At 62.7% G+C, this 16,149-nt stretch carries 16 protein-coding genes; 6 read left to right on the top strand and 10 right to left on the bottom strand.

The window, feature by feature from the left end:
• Positions 1 to 128 precede the first annotated feature (128 nt).
• Positions 129 to 1,064, bottom strand: a complete 936-nt coding sequence (gene gcvA, locus NKI69_RS31900) for a transcriptional regulator GcvA (protein WP_352442089.1) — start codon at positions 1,062 to 1,064, stop codon at positions 129 to 131.
• Positions 1,065 to 1,195: 131 nt separating this feature from the next.
• Here gcvA and NKI69_RS31905 point away from each other — a divergent pair, with 131 nt between their 5' ends.
• Positions 1,196 to 1,462 (top strand): hypothetical protein, encoded by a 267-nt coding sequence (locus NKI69_RS31905; RefSeq protein ID WP_352442088.1) that lies wholly within the window; start codon positions 1,196 to 1,198, stop codon positions 1,460 to 1,462.
• Between the two features lie 103 nt (positions 1,463 to 1,565).
• On the opposite strand, the gene NKI69_RS31910 is transcribed toward NKI69_RS31905, so the two are convergent.
• A complete protein-coding gene (locus tag NKI69_RS31910; RefSeq protein WP_196815328.1) occupies positions 1,566 to 2,102 on the bottom strand; it encodes a L,D-transpeptidase family protein in 537 nt (178 codons plus the stop codon).
• A 144-nt stretch (positions 2,103 to 2,246) separates the two neighbouring features.
• Between NKI69_RS31910 and NKI69_RS31915 the strand changes: the two genes are divergently transcribed.
• From NKI69_RS31915 to NKI69_RS31930, 4 genes are all read left to right on the top strand, one after another.
• Positions 2,247 to 2,930 carry a response regulator transcription factor gene (locus NKI69_RS31915; protein ID WP_013528898.1) on the top strand — a complete coding sequence of 228 codons (684 nt, stop codon included), beginning with the start codon at positions 2,247 to 2,249 and terminating at the stop codon, positions 2,928 to 2,930.
• Between the two features lie 120 nt (positions 2,931 to 3,050).
• Positions 3,051 to 3,506: a cyclic nucleotide-binding domain-containing protein gene (locus tag NKI69_RS31920; protein WP_023811239.1), complete on the top strand. Its 456-nt coding sequence runs from the start codon at positions 3,051 to 3,053 to the stop codon at positions 3,504 to 3,506.
• Positions 3,507 to 3,790: 284 nt separating this feature from the next.
• Entirely contained in the window at positions 3,791 to 4,828 is a 1,038-nt protein-coding gene (locus tag NKI69_RS31925; RefSeq protein WP_352723298.1) for a glycosyltransferase family 9 protein, read from the top strand.
• Positions 4,829 to 5,052: 224 nt separating this feature from the next.
• Entirely contained in the window at positions 5,053 to 5,727 is a 675-nt protein-coding gene (locus tag NKI69_RS31930; RefSeq protein ID WP_128304316.1) for a DUF8692 domain-containing protein, read from the top strand.
• 29 nt (positions 5,728 to 5,756) lie between these two features.
• Here NKI69_RS31930 and NKI69_RS31935 read toward each other — a convergent pair whose 3' ends face one another.
• The 7 genes from NKI69_RS31935 to tesB form a co-directional block, all read right to left on the bottom strand.
• On the bottom strand, positions 5,757 to 6,563 hold the full coding sequence (locus tag NKI69_RS31935; protein WP_128304241.1) for an exodeoxyribonuclease III: 807 nt from the start codon (positions 6,561 to 6,563) through the stop codon (positions 5,757 to 5,759).
• 234 nt (positions 6,564 to 6,797) lie between these two features.
• A complete protein-coding gene (locus NKI69_RS31940; protein ID WP_128304317.1) occupies positions 6,798 to 7,481 on the bottom strand; it encodes an outer-membrane lipoprotein carrier protein LolA in 684 nt (227 codons plus the stop codon).
• A gap of 151 nt (positions 7,482 to 7,632) precedes the next feature.
• Positions 7,633 to 10,302, bottom strand: coding sequence for a DNA translocase FtsK (locus NKI69_RS31945; protein ID WP_352723300.1), 2,670 nt, complete (start codon positions 10,300 to 10,302; stop codon positions 7,633 to 7,635).
• Between the two features lie 261 nt (positions 10,303 to 10,563).
• Entirely contained in the window at positions 10,564 to 10,839 is a 276-nt protein-coding gene (locus tag NKI69_RS31950) for a hypothetical protein (RefSeq protein ID WP_013528891.1), read from the bottom strand.
• Positions 10,840 to 11,094: 255 nt separating this feature from the next.
• Positions 11,095 to 12,516 (bottom strand): ammonium transporter, encoded by a 1,422-nt coding sequence (locus NKI69_RS31955; protein WP_352630943.1) that lies wholly within the window; start codon positions 12,514 to 12,516, stop codon positions 11,095 to 11,097.
• A 31-nt stretch (positions 12,517 to 12,547) separates the two neighbouring features.
• Positions 12,548 to 12,886: a P-II family nitrogen regulator gene (locus NKI69_RS31960; protein WP_013528889.1), complete on the bottom strand. Its 339-nt coding sequence runs from the start codon at positions 12,884 to 12,886 to the stop codon at positions 12,548 to 12,550.
• 217 nt (positions 12,887 to 13,103) lie between these two features.
• Positions 13,104 to 13,979: an acyl-CoA thioesterase II gene (gene tesB / locus NKI69_RS31965; RefSeq protein ID WP_352442082.1), complete on the bottom strand. Its 876-nt coding sequence runs from the start codon at positions 13,977 to 13,979 to the stop codon at positions 13,104 to 13,106.
• 98 nt (positions 13,980 to 14,077) lie between these two features.
• Here tesB and NKI69_RS31970 point away from each other — a divergent pair, with 98 nt between their 5' ends.
• Positions 14,078 to 15,355, top strand: coding sequence for a ubiquinone biosynthesis hydroxylase (locus tag NKI69_RS31970; RefSeq protein WP_352723313.1), 1,278 nt, complete (start codon positions 14,078 to 14,080; stop codon positions 15,353 to 15,355).
• Positions 15,356 to 15,595: 240 nt separating this feature from the next.
• On the opposite strand, the gene NKI69_RS31975 is transcribed toward NKI69_RS31970, so the two are convergent.
• A complete protein-coding gene (locus NKI69_RS31975; protein WP_352723301.1) occupies positions 15,596 to 16,123 on the bottom strand; it encodes a hypothetical protein in 528 nt (175 codons plus the stop codon).
• Positions 16,124 to 16,149: the final 26 nt, after the last annotated feature.

Consider the following 16,149-nt stretch of genomic DNA (forward strand, 5'->3'; position numbering starts at 1 on the left):
ACGTCAGACCGATATACAGACCCATCTCAACCTCACATCATCCAGATCGGTATATGAGAAATGGGGAAATGGGCTAACCCCCAACCGACAGACTGCCCTACTGCCCTACTGCCCTACTGCCCTCTGCCCTACTGCCCTTTGTCCGTGGTCCGCGTCTTGGCGACTTCCTCGAGCATCCATTCGCGAAAGGCGACGATGCGCGGATCGTCGGCGGTATTTTCGGGATAGACCAGGAAGTAGGCGAACTCGGGCGCCACCCGCAGGCCGAGTTCGAAAGGCTGCACCAGCCTGCCCTGGGAAAGGTCGTTCGCCACCATGGCGAAATCGGCGAGCGCAACGGCATTGCCGTCGAGCGCTGCCTGGACGGCATCCGTGGAGTTTCCGAAGACGACGGTCCGGCTGTCGTCGAAATCATTGATGCCGGCCGCCGCCATCCACATCCGCCAGTTGGGCCATGTCACGCCTTGCCGCGACCATTCGATATGCGCAAGCGTGTGATTGAAGAGGTCGCGCGGCTCACGCAGCGGCGGACCGGACGTCAAGAGGCTCGGGCTGCACACCGGAATGAGGATGTTGTCGAACAGCCGGTGGGTGCGAAGACCCGGATATTTACCGGCGCCGAAACGGATGCCGACATCGATGTCATCGAGTTCGAAATCCCGCACTTCATAGGCAATGTCGAATCGCAATTCGATATCGGGGTGATGCTTGCGAAAATCGTCGACGCGTCGCATCAGCCATTTTGACGCGAACTGCGCGTCGAGCGTTACCTTCAAAAGGGCGGTGCCGCGCGCCAGCTTTTGCGCCCGCGAAACGGCCCGGCCAAGCAGGTCGAGCGCGTCGGCCGAGGCGTCGAACAGCACCGTCCCCGCCTCGGTGAGCCGGATGGTGCGGCTGGTGCGTGTGAACAGCACCAGCCCGAGTTGATCCTCGATTTCTTTGATCTGATGGCTGACGGCGGCCGGTGTCAGGCCGAGCTCGTCGGCGGCGCGGGTGAAATTGAGGTGCCGGGCCGCTGCTTCCAGCGTCCTCAAGGCACGAGTCCCGGGCAGAAGACGAGCCATCCTATCCTCAAATAAAACTTGATGATCCAGAGAAAACTACTCGTTTCTCGCAGGGATTTCAATCTGGCATGATCCCATCATCGACACATCATCAAGCCGGATTTGATATCCGGAGACAACGGATCATAACCATGTCCATCATCGTTTTGAATTCATCGACACCCCGCCCGGCCTGGCTGGCCGAAACCCTCGACTGGCTGCGTCACGCCCGGATCGCGATACGCCTCGCCCGCCGCGACATTGCCTACCAGGACGTCGAGGATCTCTCCGATCGCCAACTGCGCGATATCGGCGGCGAGCGCCGCGACGTCGCTCGCGCAATGGACAGAGAACTTGGCCGGCTGGGCCTGCTAGACATCGGCTGGCAGAAACCTGGTCGTAGGGGAATAGGGGAATAGGGGAATAGGGGAATAGGAAAATTAAGGCTGCGCCGGGACTGTCCCTACTCCCCTACTCCCCTACTCCCCTACTCCCCTACTCCCCTACTCCCCTACTCCCCTACTATCTTACCACCCTCACCACCGTCCGATCCGACAGCAGCGGCAGCAGTCGCGCCATCGTACGAGCCGTGACAGCCACACAGCCTTGCGTCGGCGTGAAGCCGGGGCGCGCCAGATGGAAGAAGATGGCGCTGCCGCGCCCGCGCCGGCGCGGCGACAGGTTCCAGTCGAGCACAAGACAGGCGTCGTAGAGCCGGTCGTCGCGCCGCATGCGTTCGTGGCTGGCGCCATAGGGTATCTTGACGGGCCTGTTGTAGTTGCGGTCGTCAGGCACTTCGCACCAGCCCAGATCGGGCCCGATCGGCGTCATCGCCAGACGGGTCCTGCGGCCGCTGGAGAACTGATCTCCCCGGAAATACCCCGACAGTATCCGCATCGCGGCCAGCGGCGTGGCGCCATCGCCTTCGCGCTTGCCGGCCGAGATGCCACCGCGCCCCAACGCACAGGCAAACACCGTTTTCCCGGCCTGCAGCAGGCCCTGGCTTGGATGCCCAGGCCTGGCCCGCACGGTCAGCACACGCAGCCCTTTTCGCAAAATTGCGCCGGCTGCATTGCGATCGTGTTTTTTCTTGTATGATCGTGCCACGGAACAAATCACTGTGAACGGCTGTTGCGCCGGTCAGCTTCCGCATAAACAGGCAGCGGTCAACTGAATTTTCTTTTCAAAACAACGGATTGATCCATGACTTCACGCACCATACTGATCGTCGACGATGATGATGACCTGCGCGGCACACTGGTCGAGCAATTATCCCTTTACGAGGAATTCGACGTGCTGCAGGAATCGACTGCGGCAAAAGGTGTCGCCGCAGCGCGCGGCGGCCTCATCGATCTGCTCATCATGGACGTCGGGCTGCCCGACATGGATGGCCGCGAAGCGGTGAAGATCCTGCGCAAGGGCGGCTACAAGGCGCCCATCATCATGCTGACCGGCCACGACACCGATTCGGATACGATTCTTGGGCTCGAGGCCGGCGCCAACGACTATGTGACGAAGCCGTTCCGCTTTGCCGTGCTGCTGGCGCGCATTCGGGCGCAGCTGCGCCAGCACGAGCAGAGCGAGGACGCCACCTTCTCGGTCGGGCCCTATACTTTCAAGCCCAGCCAGAAACTGCTGCTTGACCCGCGCGGCGGCAAGGTGCGGCTGACGGAGAAGGAAGCCTCGATCATCAAATATCTTTATCGCGCCGACCAGAAGGTGGTGACGCGCGACGTGCTGCTCGAGGAAGTATGGGGCTACAATTCCGGTGTCACCACGCACACGCTGGAAACCCATGTCTACCGGCTCCGCCAGAAGATCGAGCGCGATCCTTCCAATGCGGAAATTCTTGTGACAGAAAGCGGCGGCTACAAGCTGGTTCCTTAAACATTTCATTATCCAATGAGCGGTCGGGCGGGGCCGCTTTCGGGTACGATCCAGTTGGAGGGTGGTTTGGATCGAACTCGCAGAGGAGGAGTCGGACTGTCGGTTCGGGGACATAGCTAGATGGCGCTGGATGACGACATCCGCGTCCTGTCCGCCGTGAGGCTCTTCGAGGGCTTCACACAGGAACAATTGCGCCTGCTCGCCTTTGGCGCCGAGAACACCAGGCTGATTGCCAACCACAAGCTTTATCGCGAGGACGACGAGGCCGATTCCGCCTATATCGTCGTCAGTGGGCGCATCGTGCTCTACCGGGAGCAGGGTGGTGAACGCATCCCGATTGGCACGGCAGGCCCCGGCACGATCCTGAGCGAACTGGCATTGATCGCCGACACCAATCGGTTGACCAGCGCCTCGGCCGAGATCGATTCGGAAGTGATGCGGCTCAGCCGCAAGATGTTCCGCCGCATCCTGGAGGAATATCCCGAGATCGCGGTCAAGCTCCACCAGCGCATCTCGGAGGAATTTCAGGCGATGATCCGCCGCATCGAGGAACTGGCGCCGCGCTTCTCCGGCTAAAGGCTGCCCGCCTGCGAAGCTGTTGTTTCGCGGCCAAAGGCGGAAGCGCGGCAGCGTTTTCAACGACATTGGCCGCGATGAACTGATCGTGGCGCACTGCGGCCGGAGCGGGAATGGCCAATGGCTCGTTCATCCGGACGCCCGGATCCAGAGGCAAGGGTCCGTTGACAGGCATGAGGTGAAATCCTAAAGCACCTCGAAGGCGGCCGGCACAGCAGGCGCCACCACCACCAGGCTCCTGGGGGGAGCGAGCCATGCCGTCAGGGCGGTACGAGACGATTATCTTGTATTCCCGCAATGACGCGTTCGGCGACGGATTAATCCGGATTCCGGCTTTGCGCGCCGCCAGAACGGCATTCCCCGATAGTTTCATCGTCTACGGAACCACCCGATCGTCGTCCCTTGAACATAGCCTCAATCGCCATGCCGGCCATTTGGTCGATGCGATCAATGTGCGGACGTCCCTGGCGTACCTGATCGCCGGTCACTGCAACGGCAAGGGGCGGTTGGCCGTGGTCGATTTCCGCATCTCGGCGCGTTGGCTGCTTCAAGCCTCGGCATCACTGCTCGGCCGCGGCATCGCCTATGAGGCAAACTTTCCGGCTTTCGCCCTTTCCTGGCGCCTGGGCCAAAGGCCTGAAGCACGACCCGGGCACAATGCCTGGCGCTACCACCGTCTCATCGAACGCCTTGCCGGCAAGCGGCTGCCTTTCGATCATCGGCTGGAGCCTGGCCCGGCCGCACGAGCGGCGGCCAGGGGCCTTGCGCATGGCAAGCATGCTCCGTTGATCATTATCGCGGCGCACGGCAGCGCCAGCAAGCGCATGTCGGCGGATCAGGTTGCCGCGATCGCCGACGGCCTGATCGCCGACGGGGCGGACCTTCTCTATGTGAAAACCCCCGGCGATGGTCCCGATATGGCTGAACTGGCTCAGCGCGTACCGAAGCTGCGGCTTGTTGATTCCGCCGCGATCGAGGGTGTCGATATCGGCGACATCTTGCTGGCGCTCGGCGAGTTTGCCGATCTTTACATCGGCGCCGAAGGCGGTACCGCACATCTCATGGCAACCGTGATGACGCCGATGGTTATCCTCAGTGGCGGCGCCAACATGGCCCGTTGGAGGCCGCTTTCGAACTGCGTGGACGTGATCGAATCCCGTCTTGCAAGCCCGACCGGCCTGGTCGCCAATGTGCCTGCGTCGACAATCATCGAAGCGGCGCAACGGATGCTGGCGACGCGCCGCCGCGACCATCCCCATCTGCCGGATCTCGCTGGCCTGTCAGCCCAGCAATTCGCGACAACGACATGCATGAAGACTTGAGCGCGCCGTTTGAACTTGAATTCATTTGGTCGCGCTTCGAAGCGCGTTGAGATTCAGGTCGGCCATTTGCAGGCCAGCCTCACCTGAACATCGACGCCATGGTACAATGGGTTCGGTGGGGCGAAGCCACCGGCACAATGCAGGCGGAGTTCTCGGCGGCAGATCTGGCGGCTGTCGTACTTTGGTTCCAGTGGAGTTCCTCTCAGTCCTCAATGAGAATAGCAATGCCAGAGAACAACGCGCTGAACACAAAGCATGGCGGCGAATGGATAATAGCCTGGCGCTTGGTCGTACTGGCGGCGACGGCGATTAATGTTGCGATGCTCTTAGCCGCGCTGTTCATCGCGCAAATTCGTGGCCTGGACGCTTGGATCTTTTATCGAGATCCATCTGCAGCCGCCGAAGTCGGCTTCTATACGGGGTGGATTTCGTCCCTGGGTGCTTCGCTATGGATCGGCACCGGCGCTGCGACCCTGTTTGCTGGCCTGCTCACGCATCGATGGGATTGCACGTTTCTCGGCGGCCTTACCCTGTTCTTGGGCCTCGACGACCTGTTGTTGATCCATGAGGACGTGCTGCCCATTGTAGGGATACCGGAGATCGTTCCGATGATTGTCTACGCCGCCGCCGGGTTGTTCTGGTTCTTTCGGCTGCGACGAAAGACATTCGACGGCACGATCGTCTTTGTGGCCGCAGGCTTCCTGCTCGCGATGTCAGCATCCATCGACCAGCTCGGAGAGCTGTTTCCTACCCCTGGTTCTGCGGCCGCCATCGCCGAAGACGTCGTCAAAGAGCTTGGCATCTTCCTTTGGGCGGCAGGTGCCGTTGGGTACGCGGCGATGGTGACACGATTGGGCCGTCCGTGGGTGGATCCAGCCGACTCCACCTCTACCGACTGACTGCCGCAGGCCCCGCATCTTCAAGCAGGCTAGTCCAGATCGAACCGCGCGATCACAGGCACATGGTCCGACGGGCGCTCCCAGCCGCGCGCCGGACGCAGGATTTCGTAGCCGGAAAAGCTGGGCACCAGGTTCGGCGACGACCAGACGTGGTCGAGACGGCGGCCGCGGTTGGACAGCTCCCAATCCTGCGCGCGATAGCTCCACCAGGTGTAGAGCTTCTGCTCATGCGGCACGTTGAGCCGCATCAGGTCGACCCAGTCGCCGGCGCGGCGCATCGCCTCGAAATTTTCTGTCTCGACCGGCGTGTGGCTGACCACGTTGAGCAATTGCTTGTGCGACCAGACGTCATGCTCGAGCGGGGCGATGTTGAGGTCGCCGACCAGCACCGAGCCGGACACCTCGTCATGTTCTGCCCGGATGGCATTCATCTCGGCAACGAAGTCGAGCTTGTGCTTGAACTTCCTGTTGATGACGGGATCCGGTTCGTCGCCGCCCGCCGGAACGTAGAAATTGTGGAGCAGGATCGCCTTGCCGCCGGCCCGCACCGTGACCGAGAGGTGCCGGCTGTCCTCGATTTCGCAAAAGCGTCGCTTTTCGACCACCTCGATCGGCCGCCGCGCCACCGTCGCGACGCCGTGGTAGCCCTTCTGGCCATGGAAGGCGATGTGCTCGTAGCCGAGCTTGCGGAAAGCCTTTTCGGGAAACAGTTCGTCGGGAACCTTGGTTTCCTGCAGGCACAGCACGTCGGGCGCATGCTCGACGAGCAGGCGCTCGACGATCGGCATGCGCAGGCGAACGGAGTTGATGTTCCAGGTGGCGATGGAGAAGGGCATTGGCAATCCAGGACAGCGTGCAGCCGGCCAGAACCGATGGGTCCCGGCGGGGAAGACGCCTTTTGACGGAGTCAGCCCGGGAAATTGCCAGCCGCGGGCCGCAAAGACAAGCCGGGCCACGCCCGACGAGGCGCGGCCCGGTGCTTTCCACAGCTATTGAGCGTTTGAAGCCAGAGCAATTCCAGGAACAAGGAGTTGGAGCGGGTCGTCGTTCCCGTGAAACGGTGAACTGCTCTAGCGCGCCTTGTTGGTGTTGAGCTCGCGGTTCGCCGTGTAGTCGATGGCGAAAGTATCCGGCGCGAAGCTGACACCTTCCTTGGTGTTGAAGATCATCACCGTCGTATCCTTGCCCTGCGCGTCGGTGATCGTCCACTGCCGCAAATCGAAGGTTTTCGGATCGAACATCATGGTGATCCTCGAATTGCCGAACACCGATTTGTCGGCGAGCTGGATGGTGGTGAGGTCATCCTCCTGCTTGACGCTTTTGACGCGGTCGCCGGAGAGGTCGATCCTGGTGTCGAGCAGCAGCTTCAGGGGCGTCTTCGACAGCGGATAGAGATCGGACGTGTTGAGCCTCTTGTTCAGGATGACCACCGATTTGCCGTCTGAAATCACCCGGAAATTCGAAGAGCCGTCATAGTTGAAGCGGATCTTGCCCGGCCGTTCAAGGAAGAACTTGCCGCCGGTCTGCTCGCCCTTGGGGCCGAACTGCACGAATTCGCCGCTCATCGATTTGACCGAGGAAAAGTGGTCGGCGATCTTCTGTGCCGCGGCCGGCACGGCCGCCTGCGCCGAGGCCAGCACCTGGAAGCCGGGTACCGCGTTGAAGGCTGCCGCCCCCGCAAACGCCAGGCCGAGGCCCAGCAACTGACGCCGGGAGGGAGCAAATGTGCTGAGCGCTGAAAGATCGTTTTTCATGTCGGTCACTCTCATCTGATTCCTGAGTTGTTCTGTGCTTGGACCCCCAGTTAGGCTGAAATTTGGCGGGTCAGGCGTCCCTTGGTCGCTTCAACGCCTTGAAAGGTTCAAGGTTGCCGGACCGGGATGTCACAAGGGTCAGGCTTTCTGGTCAGAACTTGTCCTCTTCGGTCGGCACCAGGATCTCGCGCTTGCCGGCATGGTTGGCCGGGCCGACGATACCTTCCTTCTCCATCTTCTCGATGATCGAGGCGGCGCGGTTGTAGCCGATGCCCAGCCGGCGCTGGATATAGCTGGTCGAGGCCTTGCCATCGCGCAGCACCACGGAGACCGCCTGATCGTAGGGATCGTCGGAATCCTCGAAATTGCTGTTGCCGCCACCGGACCCACCCTTGCCCGACGGCTCGTCGTCGTCCTCGCCGTCATCCTCGGTGATGGCGTCGAGGTATTCCGGCACGCCCTGCAGCTTCAGGTGCGCGACGATCTTCTCGACCTCTTCATCGGCGACGAACGGGCCGTGCACGCGCTGGATACGACCGCCGCCGGCCATGTAGAGCATGTCGCCCATGCCGAGCAGCTGCTCGGCGCCCTGCTCGCCCAGAATGGTGCGGCTGTCGATCTTGGACGTCACCTGGAAGGAGATGCGGGTCGGGAAATTGGCCTTGATGGTGCCGGTGATGACGTCGACCGACGGCCGCTGCGTAGCCATGATGACATGGATGCCGGCGGCGCGCGCCATCTGCGCCAGGCGCTGCACGGCACCTTCGATGTCCTTGCCGGCGACCATCATCAGGTCGGCCATCTCGTCGATGATGACGACGATATAGGGCATCGGCTCGAGATCGAGGTTCTCGGTCTCGTAGATCGCCTCGCCGGTCTGGCGGTCGAAGCCGGTCTGCACGGTGCGTGAGATCTTCTCGCCCTTCTTGTCCGCCTGGCTGACGCGGGCGTTGAAGCCGTCGATGTTGCGCACGCCGACCTTGGACATCTTGCGGTAGCGGTCCTCCATCTCGCGCACGGTCCATTTCAGCGCCACCACCGCCTTCTTCGGATCGGTGACGACGGGCGTCAGCAGATGCGGGATGCCGTCATAGACCGAGAGTTCCAGCATTTTCGGATCGATCATGATCAGCCGGCAGTCCTGCGGCGTCAGCCGGTAGAGCAGCGACAGGATCATGGTGTTGATGGCGACCGACTTGCCCGAGCCGGTGGTGCCGGCGACAAGCACGTGCGGCATCTTGGCGATGTCGACGATGACCGCCTCGCCATTGATGGTCTTGCCCAGCGCCAGCGCCAGCTTGGCCTTCGTCGTCTCGAAATCGCGGCTGGCCAGGATCTCTCTGAGATAGACGGTTTCGCGCTTGGCGTTCGGCAGTTCGATGCCGATGGCGTTGCGGCCTGGCACCACCGCGACGCGGCAGGCGATGGCGCTCATCGAGCGGGCGATGTCGTCGGACAGGCCGATGACCCGCGACGATTTGATGCCGGGCGCCGGTTCGAGCTCATAGAGCGTGACCACCGGACCCGGACGCACGGCGATGATCTCGCCCTTGACGCCGAAATCCTCCAGCACGCCTTCGAGCAGGCGGGCGTTCTGCTCCAACGCGTCCTTGGACAGGCTGGCGTCGCGCACCACGTTCTTCGGTTCGGAGAGGAAGTGCAGCGACGGCATTTCGAACTTTTCCGAGCCGATCAGCGAGGTCTGCGCCTCGCGCTGCACGCGGGCGCCGGGCACGGGGCGCGCCGCCGGCGCCTCGACGCGGGTGGCTGCGTCGGAGCGGAACGGCTGCACCTTGGCGGTCGACGCGCCGCGGCGTTGCACGACAGGCTCATCGTCGAAATCGGCATCCTCGCCCGCATTGTCGAAGCGGTCCTCGAAGATATCGGCATCGTCGGGATCGAGCGAGACGCTGCGGTCATTGACCATGGCGGCGAAGAATTCGGGCTCGACGCGGGCGCGGCCATCCTGGCTCATCCGCTGCTCGGCAAACTCGGCCGATTCGACCCGTTCTGCGGCGCGCCGCCAAGCGGTGGAGCGCTGCTCCATCTCCGGCTCGTACTCGTCCCGCTCCTGCCTGCGGCGCAAGGCGCGGCGGTGCATCCACGCGCGCAGCGACAGCCACCAATGGGTGATGGCGCCGAGCGCCAGGATGCCCTCGTCGCCTTCGTCCTCGTCATTGTCGAACAAAAGGTCGTCCTCGCGCGGATCAACGGCGGGCTCGTCCTCCATCACGGCGAAGCCGTTCTTGCGTCCGATCAGCGCCGAGCCATGGGCGAAGAGCCACAGTGCGGGCGCCGACAGCAGGATGGCGATGATGCTGGCGATCAGCCCGGTCGGATAGCCGCCGATGACGACGCTGGGGATCTTCAGCACCATGTCGCCGAACACGCCGCCGAGGCCGGTGGGCAGCGGCCAGGTCTTGGGCGGCACGACGCAGCCGACCATCGCAGCGGCCAGCAGCGCGAAGCCGAACCAGGTCAGCCCGCGCTTGGGCAGCCTGTCGACGCCGCGTGCGGAAAACAGCAGGAATCCCCAGATGACCGTCGGAACCAGGGCGGCGACGGCGGCGAGGCCGAAGAACTGCATGGCCAGGTCGGAGAACACGGCACCCGCATAGCCCATGGCGTTGGTGACGGTGTTGTTCGTCGCGTGGGAAAAACTCGGATCGGCGACATTCCAGGTGGCAAGGCTGGCAACGCCAAAGGCGGCCAGCGCGAACAGGCCGACGCCAACCAGCCGCCCGACCTGACGCCGTGCGAACGCTTGGATGCCGTGCCCGGTATCGGCCAGCGCGAGCGGTGCTGAAGCCCCTGAACGCATGCTCTTCCCCGTCTGTCATGGTCTCGCCGGGTGCGTGGCGCACTCCGGCAGATTCGGGTCTCAGACTATCGGTGGGAAGGTTAAGGGCGCATTAACTATAAGAGGTTGAGATGATCAAACCTCGTTACCGCCGGTTGAGCCGTATGAGGCAATGATGGACGACGGGCCGATGGAGCTTCCATCGAACGACACAATGGCGGGCTGGCAGCCCGCCATTGGTCGTCTGGAACAAAGATCGGGTCTCGGCCCGATCGCGGCAAATCAGTTGGCGCCGCCGAGCGCCTGCACATTGGCGCAGAATTCCGCATGCGGCTTGCTCATCGCCGCATCCTGGCATTCCTTCTTCATCGCTTCCTGCTTTTCCATCGGCATGGCCATGAAGGCTGTCTTGAAATCCGCCATCGGCTTCATGGTTTTCATGCCGGAGTCCGTGAAGAACGGCGCCATGTTGTCGGGCTCATCCAGAGCACCGGCAAAAGCCACGCCGCCGATCATGGAAAGAGCAAGCGCTCCGAGGCAGATGTTCTTGAGGTTCATGAGATGGTTTCCTTCCCTGTTGTTGGCACGAGCGTCAGAACGACGATCGCCTCCACTGTTCGGAACCAGAGCGGTCGTTGTTTCCTCAAAAAACCTGATCACCCGAACGTGATTGCGTGAAGCCGGGCATTGCCGGAACGGCTTGCCAAAAAAAGAGGCCCGGACATGATCCGGGCCTCAATGCGTGAACTCCTTTCGGGAGCGTCACGACGGGATGGGAGAATGCGGGGCGGCCGAGGCCGCCTCGCACAGGGCTTACGAGTGATAGGCCGCTTCGCCATGCGAGGTGAGGTCGAGGCCTTCGCGCTCTGCGTCGGCTGTCGGACGCAGGCCGATGATCAGGTCGACGATCTTGTAGAGGATGGCGCTGCCGATACCCGACCACAACAGGGTCACCAGGACACCCTTGGCCTGCGCCAGGAGTTGTGTGGCCGTGCCGGCATAGCCGGCAGCAAAGTTGGCCGTCGAATAGTCGACAATGCCGGCGCCACCGAGGGCAGGATTGACCAGGATGCCTGTGCCGAGCGCGCCGATGATGCCGCCGATGCAGTGGACGCCGAAGACATCAAGGCTGTCGTCGTAGTCGAACGCGTTCTTCACCACCGAGACGAAGAAGTAGCAGACGAAGGTGGCGACGATGCCGAGCACGATGGCGCCCATCGGGCCGGCAAAGCCGGCAGCAGGCGTGACGGCGACGAGGCCGGTCACCGCACCCGAAACAGCACCAAGCATGGAGGCTTTGCCGCGCAGCAGCGATTCAAGCACGATCCAGGTCACCGCCGCCGCCGCCGTGGCGACGAAGGTATTGATCATGGCCAGCACCGCATAGGCGTTCGCTTCAAGGTTCGAACCGGCGTTGAAGCCAAACCAGCCGACCCACAGCAGCGAAGCACCGACCATGGTCAGCGTCATCGAGTGCGGCGCCATGAGATCCTTCTTGTAGCCGCTGCGCTTGCCGATCATGAGCGCGCCGACGAGGCCGGCAATGCCCGCATTGATGTGAACGACCGTGCCGCCGGCGAAGTCGATGGCGCCGAAGCTGAAGATGAGGCCGGTCGGATCGCTATAAGCGCTCGGGCCGCCCCAGAACCAGACCATATGAGCGATCGGGAAGTAGATGAAAGTGACCCACAGGATCACGAAAAGGATCAAAGCGGAGAATTTGACGCGTTCGGCGAAGGCGCCGACGATCAGGGCCGGCGTGATGCAGGCGAAGGTCATCTGGAAGACGACGAACACCAGTTCAGGAATGGCGACACCCTTGGTAAAGGTTTCCGACAGGGTCGTCACATCGACGCCGGAGAGAAACATCTTGGAAAGGCCGCCGACGAAGGCGTTGCCCGGGGTGAAGGCGAGGCTGTAGCCGTAGAAAACCCAGATGATCATGACCACGCTGGTGATGGTGAAGACCTGCATCAGCACCGACAGCATGTTCTTGCTGCGAACCAGGCCGCCGTAGAAAAGCGCAAGGCCGGGAACCGTCATCAACAGCACCAGAACGGTGGAAATCATCATCCACGTGGTGTCGCCCTTGTCGACGGTGAAAGCTGGCGCTGCTGCAGCCGCGGCGGGAGCCGCTTCCTGCGCGAATGCGGCGACCGTGCCCAATGCTCCGAGTGCGAACGAGCCCAGCAGCGCGGAGCGCGCCACTGACTTCAAGGTGGAAGGAATATTCATTGAACTCTCCATTGGAATACGTGATCGCCGCTCAGAGCGCGTCGGTGTCTGTTTCGCCGGTGCGGATGCGCACCGCCTGATCGATGCCGAAAACGAAGATCTTGCCGTCGCCGATCTGGCCGGTCTTGGCGGCGGCGGTGATGGCTTCGACGGCCTTGTCGACCATGTCGGCGCTGACCGCGACTTCGATCTTGATCTTCGGCAGGAAGCTGACCGCGTATTCCGCCCCGCGATAGATCTCCGTATGCCCTTTCTGACGCCCGTAGCCTTTGACTTCGGTGACGGTCAGGCCCTGGATGCCGACGGCGGTAAGCGCTTCGCGTACCTCGTCGAGCTTGAACGGCTTGATGATTGCCATCACGATTTTCATAAGGTTTCACCCTTTGCTGTTGCGGTCCCCCGCGTTTGCACACCTTCACCGATCCCAAAGAGCCGGAGAGTGCCCACAAGGATTCAAGCTCCGTGCCAAGTGCCGAAGCAGGGTGTTAACCCATTGTAAGCAAACAGTTTCGGGAGCGCACCGACGCAACCTGCCCACAGCTGCGGCGGTGCATCTGCTTAAAAGTTAGGCAATTTTTGGAAAATGCCTACTCTGCAGGCGGTCGCTTGAGCCGGATCAGCCCTTCCTGCGCAACCGAGGCGATCAGCGTGCCGTCGCGGGCAAATAGCGACCCGCGTGTAAAGCCGCGCGACCCCTGTGTCGACGGGCTGTCCTGCGTATAGAGCATCCAGTCGTCGAGCGCATGGCTGCGATGAAACCACATGGCGTGGTCGAGGCTCGCCGCCTGGATATCGCGATCGAAAATGGCGCGGCCATGCGCGAAGGTCGATGTGTCGAGCAGCGTCATGTCGGAGAGATAGGCGAGCACCGCCGCCTGGATGGCGCGGTCCGCCGGCACCGGACCGGTGGTGCGGATCCAGATATTCTGCTTCGGCTCCAGCTTTTCGCGGCTGGTGTAATGCTTCAGCATCACCGGTTTCATCTCGATCGGCCGGTCGCGCTCCCAGTAGCGTTTGATGCCATCGGGCACCGCCTCGCCGAATTTGCCCAGCAATTCGCGTTGCGACAGCAATGTGTCCGGCCCCGGAACGTCCTGCGGCATCGGCACCTGGTGCTCGAGACCGACCTCGTCCTGCTGGAACGAGGCTTCGAGCGAAAAGATCGCCTGGCCGTGCTGGACCGCCACCACGCGCCGCGTGGTGAAGGAGCCGCCGTCGCGAATACGGTCGACCTCGTAGACGATCGGCACCTTGGTGTCGCCGGGCCGCATGAAATAGCCGTGCAGCGAATGCACGTACCGATCGGGATCCACTGTCCGCTGCGCCGCCACCAGCGCCTGGGCGATGGTCTGGCCGCCGAACACGCGCTGCCAGTCGAGCAGCGGGCTGCGACCACGATACAGATTGTGTTCCAGCTTCTCGAGGTCGAGAATGCCGAGAAGCTCGTCCATGGCTGCCGTCATATTTCGCGCCCTCGCCGCAGAAGTGTTATGGCGGTTTCCGACAGGACGGACAGGCAGTCAAGGGCGCAAGACCCGGCCGGCGCGCAGGAGCGAAGATGATGGAACGCAAGGCGGACACGAAAACCGGGGCAAACGTGAAAACAAGATCTGGGCTCGATGTCCTGGTCGCCGGCGCCGGCTATGTCGGCCTGGCCGCCGCCGTGTCGCTGAAGCAGGCGCGACCGGGTCTCGCCATCGCTCTCGTCGATGCCGCACCTGCCGGCGCCTGGCAAAGGGATGGCCGCGCCTCGGCCATTGCCGCCGCCGCCTGCCGCATGCTCGACCAGCTCGGTGTGTGGGCCGAGATCGCGCCGCAGGCACAAGCCATCACCGAGATGATCATCACCGATTCGCGCACCGCCGATCCGGTGCGTCCGGTCTTCCTGACCTTCGACGGCGAAGTGGCGCCGGGCGAGCCTTTTGCGCATATGGTCGCCAACAAGGTGCTGAACGGCGCCTTGCGGGCCAGCGCCGAAAAGCTCGGCATCGACATCATCGAAGGCGTCGCCGTGCAGGGTTTCGAACCCAACGGCAGTGGTATCACCGTGCATCTTGCCGACGGCGCGACGCTGAAGGCCCGGCTGCTGGTCGCCGCCGACGGCGTCAACTCGAAGCTGCGCGACATGGCCGGCATCAAGACGGTGAAGTGGGAATATGGCCAGTCCGGCATCGTCTGCACCGTGGCGCATGAACGCCCGCACAATGGTCGCGCTGAAGAGCATTTCCTGCCGGCCGGCCCCTTCGCCACATTGCCGCTCAAGCCCGGTGAGGACGGCACCAACCGTTCGTCGATCGTCTGGGTCGAACGTACGCCCGATGCCGAGAAGCTGGTGGCCGGTGACGATCTCCTCTTCGAACACGAGCTCGAGCAGCGTTTTGGCCTGAAGCTTGGCGAGATCCGCGTTGCCGATAAGCCGCGCGCCTGGCCGCTCGGCTTGACCATTGCGCGTGCCTTCGTCGCACCCCGCATCGCGCTCGCCGGCGATGCCGCCCACGGCATCCACCCGATCGCCGGCCAGGGCCTCAATCTCGGCTTCAAGGATGTCGCAGCCCTTGCCGAGGTGATCGTCGAGGCCGACCGGCTCGGCCAGGACATCGGCGCGCTCGACGTCCTCGAACGCTACCAGCAGTGGCGCCGCTTCGACACGGTGCAGATGGGCATCACCACGGACGCGCTGAACCGGCTGTTTTCCAACGATATCGGCCCGCTACGAACCGTCCGCGACATCGGCCTCGGCCTCGTCGAACGCATGCCGCGCCTGAAGGAATTCTTCATCCGCCAGGCGTCGGGACTGTCCGCCGGCACGCCAAGACTGTTGAAGGGCGAGGCGATTTGAGCCGCCGCCAGCATCCCCAACGTCGTCATCCTTGGGCGTAGCGACGCGAAGCGGAGCGAAGACCCAAGGATCCATGCCGCGACCTTGGCTGAAGAATGCAGCGGAGCAGAATTCTGCACCGTGGTGACGCGTTTGAGTCGCGGCATGGATCCCGGGGTCTGCGCCGCGTCGCTTCGCTCCTTGCTCCGCCCCAGGATGACGAAAGCGATGGGCGTTTCCGCCAATCGCCAAGGTATGCGATCAATTGACCTCAAAACCCAGCTTCTGCCGCAGCCGCAATATCCTCTGGTCGGATATTTCGAGGCGTTTCTCGCCGCCCTGGGCGGCCCGGTTGACCATCTGCAGCAGATCGTTTCGCTCGGCGACATCCAGACGCTCGCGCAGGAACGGCGCCAGTCTGTCGATGACGATTGTGGTGTCGTCGATCTGTGACGCCGCCCATTTGGCGTAGACCACCGCTTCGTCCGTTTTCTTCTTGTCGGCGATCTCGGAAATCACCGCGCGGATGACGGCCTCGCGCTGCGGCAGGATTGGCCCATCCTCGGAGACGATTGACGTGATCAGCGTAGCCGCCGCTACGACCGGATCATCGATCGCCGTCAGCGGCGACAGCGCCGCCTGCTTGCGCAGCTTCTTGCGGCGGATGTTGCCCTGTACGCGCCCGACAACGTCCGCAACGTCACGAGCCGCGTCGTTCATGGCCTTCATCCGGTACCACCAAAACGCTGCCGCGCCCATCACGCCAAGGATAGCAATCAGGAAAGGCATGTCGAAATCCCCAAGAACCCCGGCGA

Origin of the sequence: Mesorhizobium sp. M0491, assembly GCF_040321265.1 — a bacterium.
Lineage (GTDB): Bacteria > Pseudomonadota > Alphaproteobacteria > Rhizobiales > Rhizobiaceae > Mesorhizobium.

What these genes read in the sequence shown, in the direction of transcription:
- gcvA (WP_352442089.1), bottom strand. Translation starts at nt 1,064, where the DNA reads ATGGCTCGTCTTCTGCCCGGGACTCGTGCCTTGAGGACGCTGGAAGCA.
- NKI69_RS31905 (WP_352442088.1), top strand. Translation starts at nt 1,196, where the DNA reads ATGTCCATCATCGTTTTGAATTCATCGACACCCCGCCCGGCCTGGCTG.
- NKI69_RS31915 (WP_013528898.1), top strand. Translation starts at nt 2,247, where the DNA reads ATGACTTCACGCACCATACTGATCGTCGACGATGATGATGACCTGCGC.
- NKI69_RS31920 (WP_023811239.1), top strand. Translation starts at nt 3,051, where the DNA reads ATGGCGCTGGATGACGACATCCGCGTCCTGTCCGCCGTGAGGCTCTTC.
- NKI69_RS31930 (WP_128304316.1), top strand. Translation starts at nt 5,053, where the DNA reads ATGCCAGAGAACAACGCGCTGAACACAAAGCATGGCGGCGAATGGATA.
- NKI69_RS31935 (WP_128304241.1), bottom strand. Translation starts at nt 6,563, where the DNA reads ATGCCCTTCTCCATCGCCACCTGGAACATCAACTCCGTTCGCCTGCGC.
- NKI69_RS31940 (WP_128304317.1), bottom strand. Translation starts at nt 7,481, where the DNA reads ATGAAAAACGATCTTTCAGCGCTCAGCACATTTGCTCCCTCCCGGCGT.
- NKI69_RS31945 (WP_352723300.1), bottom strand. Translation starts at nt 10,302, where the DNA reads ATGCGTTCAGGGGCTTCAGCACCGCTCGCGCTGGCCGATACCGGGCAC.
- NKI69_RS31950 (WP_013528891.1), bottom strand. Translation starts at nt 10,839, where the DNA reads ATGAACCTCAAGAACATCTGCCTCGGAGCGCTTGCTCTTTCCATGATC.
- NKI69_RS31955 (WP_352630943.1), bottom strand. Translation starts at nt 12,516, where the DNA reads ATGAATATTCCTTCCACCTTGAAGTCAGTGGCGCGCTCCGCGCTGCTG.
- NKI69_RS31960 (WP_013528889.1), bottom strand. Translation starts at nt 12,886, where the DNA reads ATGAAAATCGTGATGGCAATCATCAAGCCGTTCAAGCTCGACGAGGTA.
- tesB (WP_352442082.1), bottom strand. Translation starts at nt 13,979, where the DNA reads ATGACGGCAGCCATGGACGAGCTTCTCGGCATTCTCGACCTCGAGAAG.
- NKI69_RS31970 (WP_352723313.1), top strand. Translation starts at nt 14,078, where the DNA reads ATGGAACGCAAGGCGGACACGAAAACCGGGGCAAACGTGAAAACAAGA.
- NKI69_RS31975 (WP_352723301.1), bottom strand. Translation starts at nt 16,123, where the DNA reads ATGCCTTTCCTGATTGCTATCCTTGGCGTGATGGGCGCGGCAGCGTTT.